The sequence below is a fragment of the Nonomuraea sp. NPDC050310 genome (assembly GCF_040655795.1).
GTDB lineage: Bacteria > Actinomycetota > Actinomycetes > Streptosporangiales > Streptosporangiaceae > Nonomuraea.
Map to the genome: position 1 here is coordinate 58199 of NZ_JBFAKP010000017.1, position 15476 is coordinate 73674.

17 protein-coding genes are annotated in these 15476 nt (G+C 73.1%); 8 read left to right on the forward strand and 9 right to left on the reverse strand.

The features are described 5' to 3' along the window. Nucleotides 1–80: 80 nt before the first annotated feature. Together AB0I67_RS30925 and AB0I67_RS30930 are read left to right on the forward strand one after the other, a co-directional pair. Complete coding sequence (locus tag AB0I67_RS30925) at nt 81–956, forward strand: alpha/beta hydrolase (RefSeq protein WP_357930544.1); 876 nt, start codon at nt 81–83, stop codon at nt 954–956. Beyond that, nucleotides 953–1852, forward strand: coding sequence for an oxygenase MpaB family protein (locus AB0I67_RS30930; RefSeq protein ID WP_357930547.1), 900 nt, complete (start codon nt 953–955; stop codon nt 1850–1852). Before AB0I67_RS30925 ends, AB0I67_RS30930 begins: the two co-directional genes overlap by 4 nt. A 13-nt stretch (nt 1853–1865) precedes the next feature. Here AB0I67_RS30930 and AB0I67_RS30935 read toward each other — a convergent pair whose 3' ends face one another. The 4 genes from AB0I67_RS30935 to AB0I67_RS30950 all read right to left on the reverse strand — a co-directional run bounded on the left by AB0I67_RS30935 (nt 1866) and on the right by AB0I67_RS30950 (nt 4737). Next, nucleotides 1866–2693 carry a PD-(D/E)XK nuclease family protein gene (locus tag AB0I67_RS30935; RefSeq protein ID WP_357930550.1) on the reverse strand — a complete coding sequence of 276 codons (828 nt, stop codon included), beginning with the start codon at nt 2691–2693 and terminating at the stop codon, nt 1866–1868. Nucleotide 2694: 1 nt separating this feature from the next. Then, the gene (locus AB0I67_RS30940; RefSeq protein WP_357930552.1) at nt 2695–3402 is read right to left on the reverse strand and encodes an MBL fold metallo-hydrolase; all 708 of its coding nucleotides are present in this window, start codon (nt 3400–3402) and stop codon (nt 2695–2697) included. Nucleotides 3403–3430: 28 nt separating this feature from the next. After that, the gene (locus AB0I67_RS30945; protein WP_357930555.1) at nt 3431–4039 is read right to left on the reverse strand and encodes a MarC family protein; all 609 of its coding nucleotides are present in this window, start codon (nt 4037–4039) and stop codon (nt 3431–3433) included. Nucleotides 4040–4107: 68 nt separating this feature from the next. Beyond that, nucleotides 4108–4737 carry a DUF6758 family protein gene (locus AB0I67_RS30950; RefSeq protein WP_357930558.1) on the reverse strand — a complete coding sequence of 210 codons (630 nt, stop codon included), beginning with the start codon at nt 4735–4737 and terminating at the stop codon, nt 4108–4110. A gap of 63 nt (nt 4738–4800) precedes the next feature. Between AB0I67_RS30950 and AB0I67_RS30955 the strand changes: the two genes are divergently transcribed. Then, on the forward strand, nt 4801–5214 hold the full coding sequence (locus tag AB0I67_RS30955; protein ID WP_357930560.1) for an NUDIX hydrolase: 414 nt from the start codon (nt 4801–4803) through the stop codon (nt 5212–5214). Here AB0I67_RS30955 and AB0I67_RS30960 read toward each other — a convergent pair. Then, complete coding sequence (locus tag AB0I67_RS30960; protein WP_357930562.1) at nt 5180–8335, reverse strand: hypothetical protein; 3156 nt, start codon at nt 8333–8335, stop codon at nt 5180–5182. The genes AB0I67_RS30955 and AB0I67_RS30960 overlap by 35 nt on opposite strands. Nucleotides 8336–8885: 550 nt before the next feature. Then, the gene (locus AB0I67_RS30965; RefSeq protein ID WP_357930565.1) at nt 8886–9992 is read right to left on the reverse strand and encodes a CPBP family glutamic-type intramembrane protease; all 1107 of its coding nucleotides are present in this window, start codon (nt 9990–9992) and stop codon (nt 8886–8888) included. Nucleotides 9993–10090: 98 nt separating this feature from the next. On the opposite strand from AB0I67_RS30965, the gene AB0I67_RS30970 reads away from it, so the two are divergent. Next, on the forward strand, nt 10091–10786 hold the full coding sequence (locus AB0I67_RS30970; protein WP_357930567.1) for a hypothetical protein: 696 nt from the start codon (nt 10091–10093) through the stop codon (nt 10784–10786). Then, a complete protein-coding gene (locus AB0I67_RS30975) occupies nt 10783–11328 on the forward strand; it encodes a DUF6529 family protein (RefSeq protein ID WP_357930570.1) in 546 nt (181 codons plus the stop codon). The genes AB0I67_RS30970 and AB0I67_RS30975 overlap by 4 nt, the downstream gene beginning before the upstream one ends. Here AB0I67_RS30975 and AB0I67_RS30980 read toward each other — a convergent pair. Beyond that, nucleotides 11309–12250, reverse strand: coding sequence for a CoA ester lyase (locus AB0I67_RS30980; RefSeq protein WP_357930573.1), 942 nt, complete (start codon nt 12248–12250; stop codon nt 11309–11311). The genes AB0I67_RS30975 and AB0I67_RS30980 overlap by 20 nt on opposite strands. Nucleotides 12251–12330: 80 nt before the next feature. On the opposite strand from AB0I67_RS30980, the gene AB0I67_RS30985 reads away from it, so the two are divergent. Further along, on the forward strand, nt 12331–12738 hold the full coding sequence (locus AB0I67_RS30985; protein WP_357930576.1) for a PPOX class F420-dependent oxidoreductase: 408 nt from the start codon (nt 12331–12333) through the stop codon (nt 12736–12738). Here the strand turns inward: AB0I67_RS30985 and AB0I67_RS30990 are convergent. Next, on the reverse strand, nt 12735–13619 hold the full coding sequence (locus AB0I67_RS30990) for a helix-turn-helix domain-containing GNAT family N-acetyltransferase (RefSeq protein WP_357930578.1): 885 nt from the start codon (nt 13617–13619) through the stop codon (nt 12735–12737). The two genes, AB0I67_RS30985 and AB0I67_RS30990, sit on opposite strands and share 4 nt — an antisense overlap. A gap of 48 nt (nt 13620–13667) precedes the next feature. Between AB0I67_RS30990 and AB0I67_RS30995 the strand changes: the two genes are divergently transcribed. Together AB0I67_RS30995 and AB0I67_RS31000 are read left to right on the forward strand one after the other, a co-directional pair. Beyond that, a complete protein-coding gene (locus AB0I67_RS30995) occupies nt 13668–14147 on the forward strand; it encodes a GNAT family N-acetyltransferase (RefSeq protein ID WP_357930581.1) in 480 nt (159 codons plus the stop codon). Beyond that, the gene (locus AB0I67_RS31000; protein WP_357930584.1) at nt 14144–14503 is read left to right on the forward strand and encodes a hypothetical protein; all 360 of its coding nucleotides are present in this window, start codon (nt 14144–14146) and stop codon (nt 14501–14503) included. Before AB0I67_RS30995 ends, AB0I67_RS31000 begins: the two co-directional genes overlap by 4 nt. On the opposite strand, the gene AB0I67_RS31005 is transcribed toward AB0I67_RS31000, so the two are convergent. Then, nucleotides 14493–15434: an EamA family transporter gene (locus AB0I67_RS31005; RefSeq protein ID WP_357930587.1), complete on the reverse strand. Its 942-nt coding sequence runs from the start codon at nt 15432–15434 to the stop codon at nt 14493–14495. The genes AB0I67_RS31000 and AB0I67_RS31005 overlap by 11 nt on opposite strands. Between the last annotated feature and the right edge of the window lie 42 nt (nt 15435–15476).

The following is a 15476-nucleotide window of genomic DNA, read 5'->3' on the forward strand; positions in this document are numbered from 1 at the left end:
GGGGCATTCGGTCAGGACTCGGGCGGCGGTGCGGCTGTTGCCGGTGTCCCCTGACCTGGTCGTGGGTATTGTTGCCCCACGTGAGTACGCCGCGTTTCCTGACCCTCCCCCCTGGAGTGCAGCCCAGGCGGATCGAGACTCCTGTGGGCGCGTTCGCGGCCCTGGAGGCGATCCCCGGCAGCGGCGTGCTCGAACGCCATCCGGCCTTGCTGGTCCCGGGTCTGACGGGCAGCAAGGAGGACTTCATCGCGGTCCTGCAGACGCTGGCCCAGTCGGGCCGCCGCATCGTCGCCATCGACCTGCGCGGGCAGTACGAGACGGGTGGCCCCGACGACCCGGAGGCCTACACGTGCGCCGCCCTGGGAGCGGACATCGACGCGGTGGCCCAGGCGATCGGCGGCGGGGAGCCGGTGCACCTGGTGGGGCACTCGTTCGGCGGCCTGGTGAGCCGGGTGGCCGTGATCGACGGCCGGACGAAGTTCGCGTCGTACACGATGATGAGCACCGGCCCCGCGGCCATCACCGGCCGCCGCGCCGAGGGCGGGCAGAAGATCATCGACGAGATCGCCACCCACGGCCTGGAACAGCTCTGGCATTCGCGCTTCGAGCCAGAGGCCCTGGCCAACGGGGTGGACGAGGACATCCTGGCCTTCCTGCGCAAGCGGCTGCTGGCCAACTCGCCGGTCGCGCTGGCCCGGATGGCCGCGCAGTGCCTGGACATCGAGGACCGCACCGAGGAACTGGCCCAGGTGGGCACGCCGCTGCTGGTGCTGTTCGGCGAGCACGACGACGGCTGGCCGCCGGAGCAGCAGGTCGAGACGGCCGAGCGGCTGGGCGCGGAGTGCGTGGTCGTCCCCGGGGCGGTGCACTCCCCCGCTGTGGAGGCCCCGGAGACCACCGCCGCCGCGCTGGTGCGGTTCTGGAACGCGGCCGAGACCCGGTCCACGCAGGGATGAGCCAGGAGACGGTCCAGCCGCCGCAGTCGGTGACCTGGCTGGTCCATCTCGACCGGACCATGTGGGTGGGCGGCGTGCGGGGGCTCATGCTGCAGGCGCTGCATCCGGTCGCGATGCGGGGCGTGTGGCAGAACTCCACCTTCCAGGAGGACCCGTTCGGGCGGCTCCGCCGTACCGCGGACTTCGTGGGGCGGGTCACCTTCGCCGCCCCGCAGGAGGCGGCGGCGGCCGGTCGGCGGGTGCGTGACCTGCACCGCAGCCTGCGCGTCCGTCACGAGGGGCGGACGCACCGGGTGGACGATCCGGAGCTGCTGCTGTGGGTGCACTGCGCGGAGGTGTCGTCGTACCTGGCGGCGGCGCGGCGGGGCGGGCTGGCCCTGACCGGCCGGATGGCCGACCGCTACCTCGCCGAACAGCGGCGGAGCGCGGCGTACGTGGGGTTACATCCGGAGGACGTGCCGGGCTCCCGGGCGGGGCTGGCCGGATATTTCACCGACATGCGGGCCAAGCTGGCGCGCACCCCGGAGGCCGCCGAGACGGTGCGCTTCCTGCTGTGGCCGCGGCTGCCGGAGGAGTTGCGGATGCTGGCGGCCGGGAAGCCGCTCTGGTTCCCGTTCGGGGCGCTCTGCTACCTGACGCTGCCGGCCTGGGCCAGGCGGATGTACGGCACGCTGCCCGAGGTGCCCCAGGCGGCGGTGACGGCGGCGCTGCGGGCCTTCCGGCTGGCCGCCAACTCGGTGCCCGAGCCGGTGCACGATCGGGCCTTCCTGCCGTACACCAGGGAGATGCTCGACGGAGCGCGCGAGCGGCTGGGCGCCTCGGGCTACGACGTCAGCCACGGGCTGCGCGGCCTCATCGACCCGCGCCGCTGGCCACCGCACCTGCGAGCCGCTTGAAAATTGCAGGCCGTCAGGTGCTGAGGGCGTCCCAGGGGCGGCGTTCGGGGGCGGCGGCCTGGCCCTCGGGGCAGTGCCGGCGGAAGTCGCACCACGAGCACAGCGGCCCCGGACTGGGCTCGAACCCGCCGGTGTCGCCGTCACGGAAGCGCTCGTCGGCCTCGGCCGCCTCCACCGCGACCTCCTCGGCCCGGCGCAGGTGCCGGCCCAGGGACTCGTCGGTGTGCTCCCACTCGACGATCTCGCCGGTCGGCAGGTGGTGCAGCTCGACCTTGTGGCACGGGGTGCGCAGCATGCGCGAGGCGGCGATGGCGTAGATCGCCAGTGCCAGCGAGGAGCGCGCGTCGTCAGGGGTCAGCGGCCGGCGGCCGGTCTTGTAGTCGACCACCACCAGCTCGTCGCCGCGCCGGTCGAGGCGGTCGATCCGGCCCGAGACCGCGATCACCTTGGTGCGGGTGCCGACGGTGCGCTCCACCCCGACCGGCTCGTCCGAGGGGTCGAGGGTCGCGGTGTAGCCGCTCACCATCTCGCGCGCCCGGGCGAGCTGCTCGCCGGACTGCTGGGCGTCGCGGTAGCCCTCGGTGATCCAACCGTTGGTGAGCAGGATGCCGGCCAGCACCGGGGTCCGGCGCTCGTACGGCTCACGCCACCACGCCGCGAGGGCGTTGTGCACGCTGGCGCCCAGGCTGTTGTGCGCCCACGGCGGGCCCTTCTGCGGCGCCGGCCGGTCGAGGTAGGTGAACCGGTAGCGCCTGCGGCAGTCGAGCCACGTGTTCAGCCGCGACGGCGTGCAGGCGTAGAGCCGCCGCGGCATCCCTTCCAGCGGTAGCTGGTCGTACACCTCAGTCGTCGTTCAGCTTGATGGAGATCCCCGCGGTGCGGGTGCCGTCCACGAGCGGTCCCTCCGGCTGCTCGGCGCGGGTCAGCGAACCCGAGACCCAGTCGTCGAAGAGCGGCTCCAGGTCGCCCACCGTGCTCTCCTCGCCGTGCGCCGGGAGCACCCGGGTGGCGTGGGGCAGCGTGAACAGCCGCCCGCCGATGGAGGTGAGCTGGTCGGGCAGCGCCGGGTACTCCCCGCCGATCTTGCCCGGGCCGTCGGCCTGCAGCGACTTGCCGGTGAAGACGACCTCGAGGTCCTCGCTGTAGAGGGAGATGCCGCCTGGGGTGACGCCCGGGGTCTCCATGACGTCGAGGACGGAGCCGGCCACCTCGAAGCGGCCGTCGTCCTCGAGGTCGATGTCGGGCCAGGTCTCCGCCCAGGTCTCGCGCCAGATCGGCTTGTCCTTGGGGTGGAGGGCGATGATCGCCTCGTCCCTGCTGGCCACCTCGATCGCGGCGCCGACGTGGTCGGCCAGGCCGTGGGTGCAGATGACGGCGAGCACCTCGCGCTCACCGACCTGCTCCATGATCTTGTCGGCATCGCGGGCCGGGTCGATGACGATGACCTCGTCGTCGTCACCCACGATCCACGTGTTGTTCTCGACCTTGTGCTCGACGCCGTCGACATCGACGACGCCCTCGGTCACCACTCGCTCGATACGCGCTGTCACGCTTCCGCACTCTAGCGGGTTTGCCCGGTCAGGCGACCAGTGCGCGGATCGCGTTGATGATGAGCTGGACCGCCAGCGCGGCCAGGAGCAGGCCCGCGATGCGGGTCACCAGCTCGACGCCGTTCTCCTTGATGACCCGGATGATCGAGACCGAGAAGCGCATGAAGAGCCAGAGCACGATGTGCACCGCGGCGATGGCCAGGCCCAGTGCGAGGATGTCGGCCAGCTTGCCCTCGGCCTGCTGGGCGAAGACGATGGTCGCCACGATCGCGCCCGGCCCGGCCAGCAGCGGGGTGCCCAGCGGCACGAGCGCCACGTTGACGCTGGACATGACCTCGTCGCTCTTGGGGGCGGTCTGGCCGCGCAGCAGTTCGAGGGCGACCAGCAGCAGGAGCAGCCCGCCGGAGATCTGCATGGCCGCGACCTCGACGTGCAGGTAGCCCAGGATGGCCTGGCCGAAGACGGCGAAGGCGACGATCAGGCAGAAGGCGGTGACCGCGGCCTGCCAGGCGACCCGCTTGCGTTCCTGGAGCGTGCGGCCGCCGGTGTAGGCCAGGAAGAGCGGGATGACCCCCGGCGGATCCATGATCACGAACATCGTCACGAAGGCGCCGACGAAGAACTGCAGGTCGAACACTGCCCACTCCCCCCTTCCAGCAGGGGGAGCCGAATTCCGATCCTAACCGGCGGGCCGCGGCGCGGGTCTCAGGTGTCCAGCCGCGGCGAGAACGCGCCGAAGGGGATGTCGAGCGGGGCGAGGTCACGCAGGTCCACCAGGCTGAGCTGGGCCAGCGCGATCACGCAGCCGGCTTCGGCGGGCCAGCCGATGGTCCAGAGCCAGTTGCCCATGGCCTCGCCCGCGTAGACCGCGCGGTCCGCCGGCCCGTGCACGCACCACAGCGCGGTCGGGTGGCCGAGCACGTCGATCTTGGCGTTGGGCGGACCCTCGTCGAAGCCCACGCCCGGGTCTGGCCCGTCCAGGCCGGCGAAGGCCGCGCCCAGGCCGATGCCCGGCTCCTCGGCGATGATCACCAGGTCGGCCGGGCCGTGCGTGACGGACGGGCCGGACAGCGCGACCACGCTGGCGCGCCCGCCGGTGCGTTCGTCGCCGACCTCCCCGAAACCGGTCACCAGCCAACCGGCCGGCAGCGGCCAGGGCAGCCAGACCGGGACGACGGAGTTGTTCCGTACGAGGTCGACGGAGGTGCTGGACGGGTGTCTGGGCGGCTGGAACGGGAGCACGTCGCCATGCGCGTCACAGCGCCAGGCACTGTGCCAGGCGCTCGGCGGATGAAGCAGCCCGAAACACCGCGGACAGGTTGGTGCCGCTCTCACAGCTACTCACGGTGCTCCGACCCGCACCGATCCGTCAAGAGGGCGCCGTTATATAACCGCAATGTGCGCGTAAAGTGTGTGGGCGCGATCGTGCTCGACGGGGACCTGATCCTGCTGGTCAAGCGGGGCAGGCCGCCCGGCCTGGGGCTGTGGTCGCTGCCCGGCGGCCGGGTCGAGGCCGGGGAGAGCGACGCCGAGGCGTTGCGCCGTGAGCTCGCCGAGGAGACCGGCCTCAGCGTCGAGGTCGGTCCCCTCGCGGGCGTCGTGGAGCGGCCGGGGCCGGGCGGCGTGGTCTACGAGATCCACGACTACCTGGCCGTCGCCCGCTCCGGCACGCTCGCCGCCGGTGACGACGCCGCGGACGTGCGCTGGTGCCCGCTGGCGGAGCTCGGCCGGTGGCCGCTCACCGAGGGCCTGCTGGAGGCGCTGACCGCCTGGTCGGTCATTCCGCGGCCAGGGTCGTCGTCCACAGGATGAGGTGGTCGGCGTTGTAGGTCGCCGAGCGGCCCAGCCCCAGCACGCGCGTCCCGGACAGCGCCACCGCGGCCAGCCACTGGCGGCCCTCCCCGGTGAGCTGGTCGGCGCTCGGGTCGTGCCGGGTCCAGCTCTGGCCGTCCTCGGAGATCCACGCCGCGCCGTCGCCGTTGTGCGTGCCGACCGCGACCACGCCCGACTCGGTGGCGGCCAGGTCGTGCACCTCGGCCGGGTGCTCGGCGCGCAGCCAGGTGTAGTCGCCCCAGGTCTTGCCGCCGTCGGTGGAGTAGCCGGAGAAGACCTTGCGCACGCCGTCGTGCACCGCGGTCCCGATGACCACCACGCGGTCGCCGACGGCCACCACCTGGCGCAGTCCGGCGCTGGTCGCGTCCTTGGGCAGGATGCGGGGCCTGGCCTTCCACGTCTGGCCGTCGTCGGACCACCACAGCACGCCGCTCTCGCGGTCGGCCCGGCCGGCGCCGCCGACGGCGAAGTAGCGCTCGCCCGCCGCGGCCAGGTCGTGGATCCGGACGTCGGCGCCGCCCTGCGGGAGCTGCTTGGCCTTGGCGAACTTCTGGCCGTCCCGGGTGTGCCACAGGGCGGCGGCAGCCGTACCGGCCGGGTTGCGTTCCTCGCCGCCGAGCACGTAGCCGTTGTGGCCGGCGGTGATGCGGTGGAGGGTCACGGAGTTCTGGCCGCGGGCGGGGGCCGCGGTCTTCTTCCAGACCCGGGCGTCGGTGGAGGAGATCACCAGCGGTTCGGAGACGCTGGCGGCCACCTCGTTGCCGCCGACGGCGATCCAGCCCTTGGGGCCGTGGGCGACGTCGCGCAGCGCCTGCAGGCGGGGGCCGCCGAGGCTGTGCGCGTCCCAGAACTCTCCGTCGAGGCTGCTCCAGATGCCCGCCTCACCCGAGGCCGAGCCGACCGCCACGTACCAGCCGTCGCCGGTCGCCACCCGCGCCACCTCGCGGGCGACCCGGGTCAGGCCCTGCACCCGGCCGAGCTCGACGCGTGCGGGCTCGCCGCCCGGCGGCACCGTCATCAGCACGGGCTGGTTGTCGATGTCGGAGGCGGCCCGGTCGCCGCCGCCGAACACGGTCCCGTCCGGGGTGAGCGCGAAGCCGCGCAGCGTCGCGTCACCCAGGTCGCCGATCGTCGCGCGCTTGGTCCAGGTCTTGGCGTCGTCGCTGGTCAGCACGGAGTAGCCGGCCAGGCCGACCAGGCTGATCGCGGCCACGCCGCCGCCGTAGGTCACCACCCGGTCGACGCCGGCGCTCTGCCGGTCGAGGCCGTTGATCGTGCCGCACTGCCCCCACTGCTCGCCGGTGGCCGAGCAGTACACCCTGACCTGCCCCTCCGGCGTCGGCGGCGCGGTGGAGACCAGCACGAACTGCTTCGGGAGTACGGCAAGCGCCCCGGCCTTCGGTTGCGCCTCGGGCAGCAGGAAGCCGGTCGCGCGCCAGGTCCGGCCGCCGTCGGTCGAGCGGATCGCCCGCGAGCCGTCGCCCTGGCCCGGGCGGCCGAGCGCGACGACGGTGTCGCCTCGCGCCTCGACCGCCTCCAGCGTCCGCACGTCCAGGTCGCCCAGCTCCACGCGCTGCCACGTCCGGCCGTCCGGCGAGCTCCACGCCGCGGGCTCGGCCGGGGAGCCGCCCACGGCGACGAAGCCCTCGGCGGTCCTGGCCAGGTCGCGCACGCTCTCGCCGCGCCGGAACGCGCTCAGGCCCGCGGCCTCCACGCTCTCCCAGGAGAAGCCGTCGGTGCTCGTCCACAGGCCGACGCCCGACTCCTCGTCGCCGCCCGCGGCCAGCCAGTGGCCCTCGGCGCCGACCACCTTCAGCACGGTCGCGGTGGGCGAGTCGGACACCTTGCCGAGCTGCCACGTACGGCCGGCGTCCGGGGAGAAGAGGAAGAGCGGGCGCGGGGTGGGGCTCGTGGTGTCGCTGCCGACGGCGACGACCACCTGGCCGGCGGTGGCCACGTCGTTGAGCTTCTGGTTGGAGCCGCTCACCGCCGAGCTCAGCTCGAACAGGGTGTCGGCGGGCAGGAACCGGCCGGTGGCCAGGCTCAGCCCGTCGGGGGTGCGGTTCGCGAGCTGGCGCCAGGCCAGGATGCCGCCGGCGACGGTGAGCGCGATGGCGACCAGGATCGCCACGGGGGCGGCCAGCCTGCGCCGCCGTACCGGGCTGGACCTCCTGGTGGCGGCCGGGGCGGGACCGCGCTGGTGGCGGCCCGCGCCCGCCGGGCCGGAGGCGACCAGCAGGTCCGGCCGGGTCGGGCGACCGCCCGGCGGGCGGCCCACGCGGCGGACGGCGGGCTGGTCGTCGTCGCCGTGTACGTGCTCGGGCTCGGCGTCGATGGCGGGCTCCACCGGGATGGGGACCGCGGGGGGCGGCTCCTCACGGTCGTCCCGGCGCTCCCAGTCCCGGTGCTCCCAGTCGTCGCCGTCCCAGTCGTGACGCTCCCGGTCGTGACGCTCCCGGTCGTGACGTTCCCGGTCGTGGCGTTCCCGCTCCTCGCGGTTGCGGTCCTCGCGTGCCCGCTCCTCGGGGTCGTCGTGCTCGTGGCGCTCCCGCTCCTCGCGGTTGAGCTGTTCCCGGCGGTCGCGTTCCTCGCGGTCCTCGTGGGGGTCGCGGCGGGCGTACGGCTGGGCGCGCTCGGCTGGGCGGGCGGGTGGGGGTTCCTCCGCCACCGGTTCGTCCCGGGCCGGCTCGTCCCTTGGGGGCTCGTCGGGGGATGGGTCCTGGGCGGGGGGTGGTTGGTCGCGGCGCAGGGGGATGCCCTGGCGCGGGTAGGGCTTGGTGTCGGCGGTGCGCTGCCTGCGCTCGGTCTCCTCGGGCGACTCGGGGGCCTCCTGGGGGTAGGGGCGGGCCTGGCCGGTGGCGACCAGCTTGTCCGGCCGGCTGACCAGGCGGCGGCGCCGCTCGTCGGTCTCCGGCTCGGCGGTCGGCGAGCTGTACGGCCGGCGTCCCCGGGGCGCCTCGGGCGGCTCCTCCTCAGGCGTGGGCGAGGCGAACGGCGGCAACCCCCAGGGCGAGGCGAGCGGTAACCCCCGCGCCCGGTCGTCGGTGGGCCCGGGCGGCGCATGCTCGATCCGCGGCTCCCGCGGCCGCGCAGGCCCCACACCCGGCGGCTGCTCCAGGCCTGACGCCCGCGCCTCCCCTGGGCCATCCGCAGGCGGCTGCTCCGTACCCGGCGCGCGCGCCTCCCCCGGGCCCGCCGCAGACGGCTGATCCGGGCCTGACGCCCGGATCTCCTCCACGCCCGCCGCAGGGGACTGCTCCGGGCCTGGCGCCCGTGTCTCCTCCGCGCCCGGCGCAGGTGGCTGCTGCGGGCCCGCAGGGGGCGGTGGGGCCTCCGGGTGGATGGAGGGGCCGGTGGGGGCGGCGGGGGGCTCGTCGTCCTGCCGCCGGGGCGGATCGCTGGGGCCGGAGGCCACGCGCCGCACCTCCTCGTGAGGTTTGGGACCGTTCCAGGGGTCTTTGCCTGCCTAACCGCCGTCCTGGGCGAAATTCTGGGAAAAATCACCCAGGCTGCGGCGCACGGGACTACTTCTACCCTCCCGAGCCACGATGATCACCTCGAATCCCCGATGTGTCACAGGATCCAGACCAGCACGCCCGCGACGGAAGCGCGAGACCTCTCTAGCGAGATTCCACAAACCCCCGGGCTATTTATCCGGAAATAGTAGGAACTGCCCGCTTCTTTGCCAGCACGAAAACCCCTACCCCGAAGACGCCGAGCTGCACCACGGTCCCCACGAGCGACTGCCACGGCACCGCCCCTTGCTGCATCGCGTCGGACAGCTCCCCCGACGCCGCGCTCGTCCCGAAGGCGAAGACGTTGTTGATCACGTGCATCGCGATCGCCGCCTCCAGCCCGCCGGTCCGGACGGTGAGCAGCCCCATGACCACCCCGAAGCTGAACACGTCGATCATGCCCGCCCCGGTGTAGCCGTGCAGCGACATGAAGGCCAGCGACCCGAGCAGGATCCCGTAGATCGGGTTGCGCAGGTAGGAGCCGAAGGCCTGCACCAGCCAGCCGCGGAAGATGTACTCCTCGGTCGCCGCCTGAAACGGCACCAGCAGGACGATCACCAGCAGAGCCGGCAGGAACGTCGCCCAGCCCGCCCAGCCGAACATCCCGGACAGGTCCTCCCCGGTGGCCGCGAAGGCCGAGACCATCGCGATCTGCCCCAGGAGCAGCGCCACCACCGCGATCCCGGCGCACTGCGCCATCCATCCCCAGCGCAGCCGCCCGGCCACCGAGGAGAGCGTGCCGGGCCGCCGCCGCTGGATGAGCGCGGCGGTGCCGTACACGACGGGCAGCACCGCCGCGATCGGCAGCAGCAGGAAGACCAGCGCGTAGAGCGGGTCGCTGAAGAGCTGGATGGTGGTGAGCACCTTGATGCCCAGGAAGGGCGCGGCCAGCATGCCGGCGAACAGCACCACGAAGCCGACGACGAAGAAGGCGGCGCCCACGATCAGCGTGCCGACCAGGGGCCGCCACCACTCGGTGGCCCGGTTGCGGGCGAGGTGGTCGTAGCGCAGGCCGGGCTGGGTGGGGAGCAGGAACGGCTCGGGCGCCGGCGGCTGGTAGCCCGTCGGAGGATACGGCCGGCCGTAGGGAACCGGTCCCTCCCCGTACGGACCCCGCCCCTGGCCGTACGGCACCGGTCCGTCCCCGTACGGACCCGGCCCCTGGCCGTACGGCACCGGTCCCGGTGCGTGCGGACCCGGTCCCTGGCCGTGGGGCGCCTGCGGCTCTGGAGTCTCCTGCATGCTGCCATTCTTCCTGCCGGGCGCGCATTTCTTCACAGACTGGCCGGGCGATCGCGTGGATTCTCCAGGAGTAAGCAGTCCAACCCTGGGAGTCAGTCATGTCCAAGCTGGGGCCGTTCGTCACGCTCGCGGTGGGTGTCGTGCTCGCCGGCGGGCTGGGCGTGGCCAGCGTCGCCGCCAATCCCGGTGCCCGGGAGGCCGCGGGCACCGCCGAGGTGGTGCAACCGCCCGCCGAGGCCACCTCCTCCGCCACACCGGCCGAGAACCCGGCCGGAAACACCTCGCCGCCGAGCACGAAGCCCGCGCCGGTCCGCGCCGACTACGCCGGCCGGGTCGAGGGCACCCGGGCCCTGATCGCGGTCTCGATCCGCGGGGCCAAGGCCATCGGCTACTTCTGCGACGGCCGTACCGAGGCCTGGTTCCTCGGCAAGGTCGCCGGCGGCCAGGTCGAGCTGGAGGGCTTCGGCGGGGCCAAGCTCACCGCCGCGCTCGGCGGCGGCCGGGCGGCGGGCGAGGTCGCCGTGGGTGGCAAGAAGTGGGACTTCACCGCCCCGACCGTCAAGAAGCCCTCGGGCCTCTACCGCGCCACCGCCATCGTGCGCGGCGCCAAGATCAAGGCGAGCTGGATCTACCTCCGCAACCCGAACGGCGACGGCTTCACCCAGGTCGGCACCGCCTTCGTCGGCGAGCAGAAGGTCGAGCCGCCCGCGCTCACGCCGGGCAGCCCGGTCACCATCAACGGCGGCCAGGTCGAGGCCGAGGACGTCGACGGCTTCATCGAGGAGATGTCATGACCGCAGTGCTTCCGCCCCGCCGTACCGGCCTCGCGCCGCTGCTGCTCCCGCTCCTGGCCGGTGGCCTGGTCATGGTCGCCCTCGGCGTGTACGGCAGAGCCCACACCCCGACCGGTTTCGCGATCGGCCCGGCGGGCTTCTCCGGCGCGCAGCCGATGAAGGCCTGGCTGACCACGGGCGCCTTCCTGCTCGCCTTCGTCCAGGTCGTCTCGGCGCTGTCGATGTGGGGCAAGATCGGCGTCCGCATCCCCGGCGCGGTGCACCGCTGGTCGGGACGGCTGGCCTTCCTGCTCACCGTCCCGGTGGCCTTCCACTGCCTGTACGCGCTGGGCTTCCAGTACGACGTGCCGCGCGTGCTGATCCACTCGCTGCTCGGCTGCTTCTTCTACGGCGTCTTCACCGCGAAGATGCTCGCGCTGCCGCGCAAGGGCCTGCCCGGCTGGACCCTGCCGGTGCTGGGCTCGCTGGTCTTCACCGCGCTGGTGGGGCTCTGGCTGACCTCGTCGTTCTGGTTCTTCACCGTCATCGGGGTTCAGGTGTGAAGGTGCTGGTCCTGGTGAGGCCGGCGGCGCGGCCCTTGGCGGCGACGACGAGGGCCATCTTGCGGGAGGCCTCGTCGATCATCTCGTCGCCGAGCATGGCCGCGCCGCGCTTCTCCACGGTGGTGTAGTACTCGTACGCCTCCAGGATCAGCTCGGCGCGGTCGTAGTCCTCCTGCGCGGGCGAGAAGACCTCGTTGGCCGCGTCCACCTGCAGCGGGTGCAGCACCCACTTGCCGTCGAAGCCGAGCGCCGCGGCCCGGCGGGCGACCTGCCGGTAGCCCTCGACGTCCTTGATCTGCAGGTAGGGGCCGTCGATGACCTGGAGGTCGTGGGTGCGGGCGGCCATCAGCAGCCGCATCAGGATGTAGTGGTAGGCGTCGCCTTCGGTGTAGCCGGGCGGCTGCTGGCCGACGACGAGGGTGCGCATGTTGATCGAGGCCATGAAGTCGGCCGGGCCGAAGACCAGGGCCTCCAGCCGCTTCGAGCTGCCCGCGATGGCGTCCACGTTGACCAGGCCGCGGGCGTTCTCGATCTGCGCCTCGATGCCGATCCGGCCGACCTCGTAGCCCATCGTGCGCTCGATCTGGGTGAGCAGGGTGTCGAGCCAGACCACCTCGGTCGGGTCCTGCACCTTGGGCAGGATCAGGCAGTCGAGCTGCTCGCCCGCGCCTTCCACGACCTCGATGACGTCGCGGTAGGTCCACTGCGTCTCCAGGCCGTTGACCCGCACCGCGCGGGTCTTGCCGCTCCAGTCGCCGGTGCGCAGCGCGTCCACGATGTTCTTGCGCGCCTCGGCCTTGGCCAGGGGCGCGACCGCGTCCTCCAGGTCGAGGAAGACCTCGTCGGCGGGGAGCGTCTGGGCCTTCTCCAGGAAGCGCAGGCTGCTGCCGGGCACCGCGAGGATCGAACGTCGTGAGCGCATGGCCACACGCTAGCGGGCGGCTTCGGCGAGCTGCCAGATCGGGGCTTCTATGGCGGCCATTCGCGGGCAGGATGGCAGGCATGGCATTCACTTCCGAAGAGCTCGAGTACCTCAAGTCCCGTCCGCTCGCCCGGCTGGCGACGCTCGGTCCGGACGAGCAGCCCGATGTCGTGCCTCTGGCCGCCGAGTTCGACGGCGCCTGCTTCTGGGTGGGCGGCGGGCCGACCGTGCTCAAGACCCGCAAGGTGCGCAACGTCGCGGCCGGCCGTACCAAAGTGGCGCTGGTCTTCGACGACCTGGTGAGCATGGAGCCGTTCGTCGCCCGCGGCATCCGCGTGTACGGCGTGGCCGACGGCCCGGTGGAGCGCGTGGGCATGGTCGGGCCCGGCCACTACCTGCGCATCACCCCGACCGAGTCGTGGAGCTGGAACATGGCCGGGGAGCCGGTGGGCGAGGAGTGGTACCCCGCCCGCCACGCCGTGCACTAGCCGAGCGGCTTCTCGAACCAGTGGTGGGCGTAGGGCTCGTCGTTGAAGGCGGGCACCTCGTGGTAGCCGGTCCGGTGGTAGAGGCTGATCGCCTCGGTCAGGCTCCGGTTGGTGTCGAGCCGCACGGCTTTGGCCCCGGCCGCCGCCGCGCGGTCCTCCAGCTCGGCCAGGAAGCGCCGGCCCAGCCCCAGCCCGCGCACGGCCGGGGAGACCCACATGCGCTTGATCTCCGCGTACGGCAGGCCGGAGAGCTTGAGCGCGCCGCAGCCGACCGGTTCGCCGTGCACCATCGCGACGAGCAGGAGCCCGGCGGGCGGGGTGACGTCCTCGTCCCGCACCTGCCGGGCCCTGGCGAGCTCGAAGCCGTGCTCGAAGCGGTCGCCGATCTCGGCGTAGTAGGCCGCCAGGCAGCGCCGGGCGTCGGGGTGGGCCGGGTCGAGCACCTCGAAGCGCACCGTCGAGGCGGTCAGCAGCCGTTCGACCTCGGCCATGGCGCTGACCAGGCGCTCGCGTTGCCGCTCGTCGAGCGGGAGCAGGATGGACGCGGCCAGGTCGTCGGAGCGGCGGTCGAGCTCGTCGCGGGCGGCGAGGCCGGCTTCGGTGAGCCGGGCGGTGCGCACCCGGCCGTCGCCGGCGCGGGCGTCGACGGTGACCAGCCCTTCGGCCTCCAGCGCGCGCAGCAGCCGGGAGAGGTATCCGGAGTCGAGTTCGAGGCGGGCGCGCAGCTCGCGCAGGTCGGCTCCGCCCGGGCCGATCTCCCACAGCAGCCTGGCCTGCCCGAGCGGGCGGCCCAGGGAGAGGAAGGCGTCTTCGAGCGCGCCGGCCCGCTGTGTCACCGTGCGGTTGAAGCGGCGTACCCGGTCCACCAGTGTCGCGTCCACTTATCTGACCTTAGTCAGAGATCGGCCGGATGGCTAGGCTGTCGCGGTGTGACCGAAGTCCTGCGCACCCCCCGGCTGACCCTCCGCCCCGTCGGGGCCGGCGACCTCGCCTGGCTGGCGGCCCACTGGACCGCACCCGACGTGCGGCGCTTCCTCTTCGACGGCGAGGCGCCCGACACGGCGGAGATCGAGGAGGTCATCGCCGACGGGCACAGCCCGCTGTGGGTGATCGTCGCCGGCGGCACGGCGATCGGCGTGGCCGGGCTGCGGCCGCTGGAGGAACTCGGCCCGGAGGTCTACTACAGCCTCGCCCCCGAGGTCTGGGGCCGCGGCTACGCCACCGAGGCGGCCCGCGCGGTCATCGAGCACGCCCTCGGGCCGATGGGCCTGCCGGAGGTGCTGGCCGAGGTGGACGAGGGCAACACCGCCTCGCTCGCGGTGGTCGAACGGCTCGGCATGGCCCCCTTCGAGAAGGTGGCCGGACTGCTCGGGCCGATGATCCGCTACCGGGTTACAGTGCAGACGTGACGGTCATCGAGGAAGGCGCCAAGAAGTCGGGCGTGCTCTGGCTCGGGCTCGACCGGCCCCGGCTGGCCTGGCACACCTGGCACGACGGCGCGGTCTACGTGGTCACCGGCGAGGGCGAGCAGGACCTGCCCGGCCTGGCGGGGCTCGACCGGGTCGAGATCACGCTGCGCAGCAAGGACAACGGGGCCCGGCTGGTGGCCTTCGAGGCGTCGGTCGAGGTGGTCGACCAGGCCGCCGAGCCGGAGGCGGTCGCCGCGCTGGCCAAGGACCGGCTCAACGCCCCAGACGGCGCCGCGATCACCGAGCGCTGGGCCCGGACCGCGACGGTCGTGAAGCTCCGCCCGCTCACCGGGTGAGGACGGGCTCCCGCACCTCCGCCTTCGGCGCGGCCGGTCGCGCCGAGGCCAACTGGGCCAGCAGCGCGCCGCTCAGCACGATGAGCCCACCGATCACCTGGAACCTGGTGAGCTGCTGGCCGAGCAGGAACCACGCGACGATCGCCCCGAAGATCACCTCCAGGGTGGCCACCGTGGCGCCCACCGCGGCCGACAGCCGCCGCACCGCGTTGACCCCCAGGCAGTAGGCGACGGCCGTGGCCACGACGATCATCCAGGCGTACGCGCCCCAGGCCGGCAGCGTGTTGCCGCCGAGCGTGACCTGCTCGCCGAGCGCCGTCCACGGCAGGCTCCAGGGCTGCGCGAACGGCACCAGCAGGAGCGAGGCGCCGAGCATGCCCCAGGCGACCAGGCCCAGCGGGTCCACGTCCTCGCCGAAGCTGTCGCTGAGCAGGAAGTAGGCCGCGCAGCACGCTCCGGCGGCCAGGCCGAGCAGCACGCCGATCAGGTCGAGGCGCATGCCGGCCCAGAACTCGGTCACGATCGCGAGGCCGACGAAGGCGACCAGCGCCCCGGCGTAGGCCACCCGCGGCAGCCGTACCCGCCGGACGAAGCGCACCCAGAGCACGACCATCACCGGCGCGGTGAACTCCAGCAGCAGAGCCACGCCCACCGGCAGCCTGGTGATCGCCACGAAGTACAGAGCCTGCACGCCGGCGACCGCGACCAGCGCGTAGGCGGCGAAGAACCCCAGCTTGTCCCGCGGGATGCGCAACGCGGCGGGCCGGAAGAGGGCCAGGAGGGCGACCATCAGCACCCCCGCGCCCGCCATGCGCAGCCAGACCGATTCGAGCGGCGCCAGTCCGGCGGCGTTCAGGAACTTCGCCATCGGCCCGGAGAAGGCGAAACACCATGAGGAGATCAGGGCCAGCAAGAGTCCGGCGTACCGCATCGAACACCACCAAGGGGGGTAATCACCATTCAGTACTTTTGA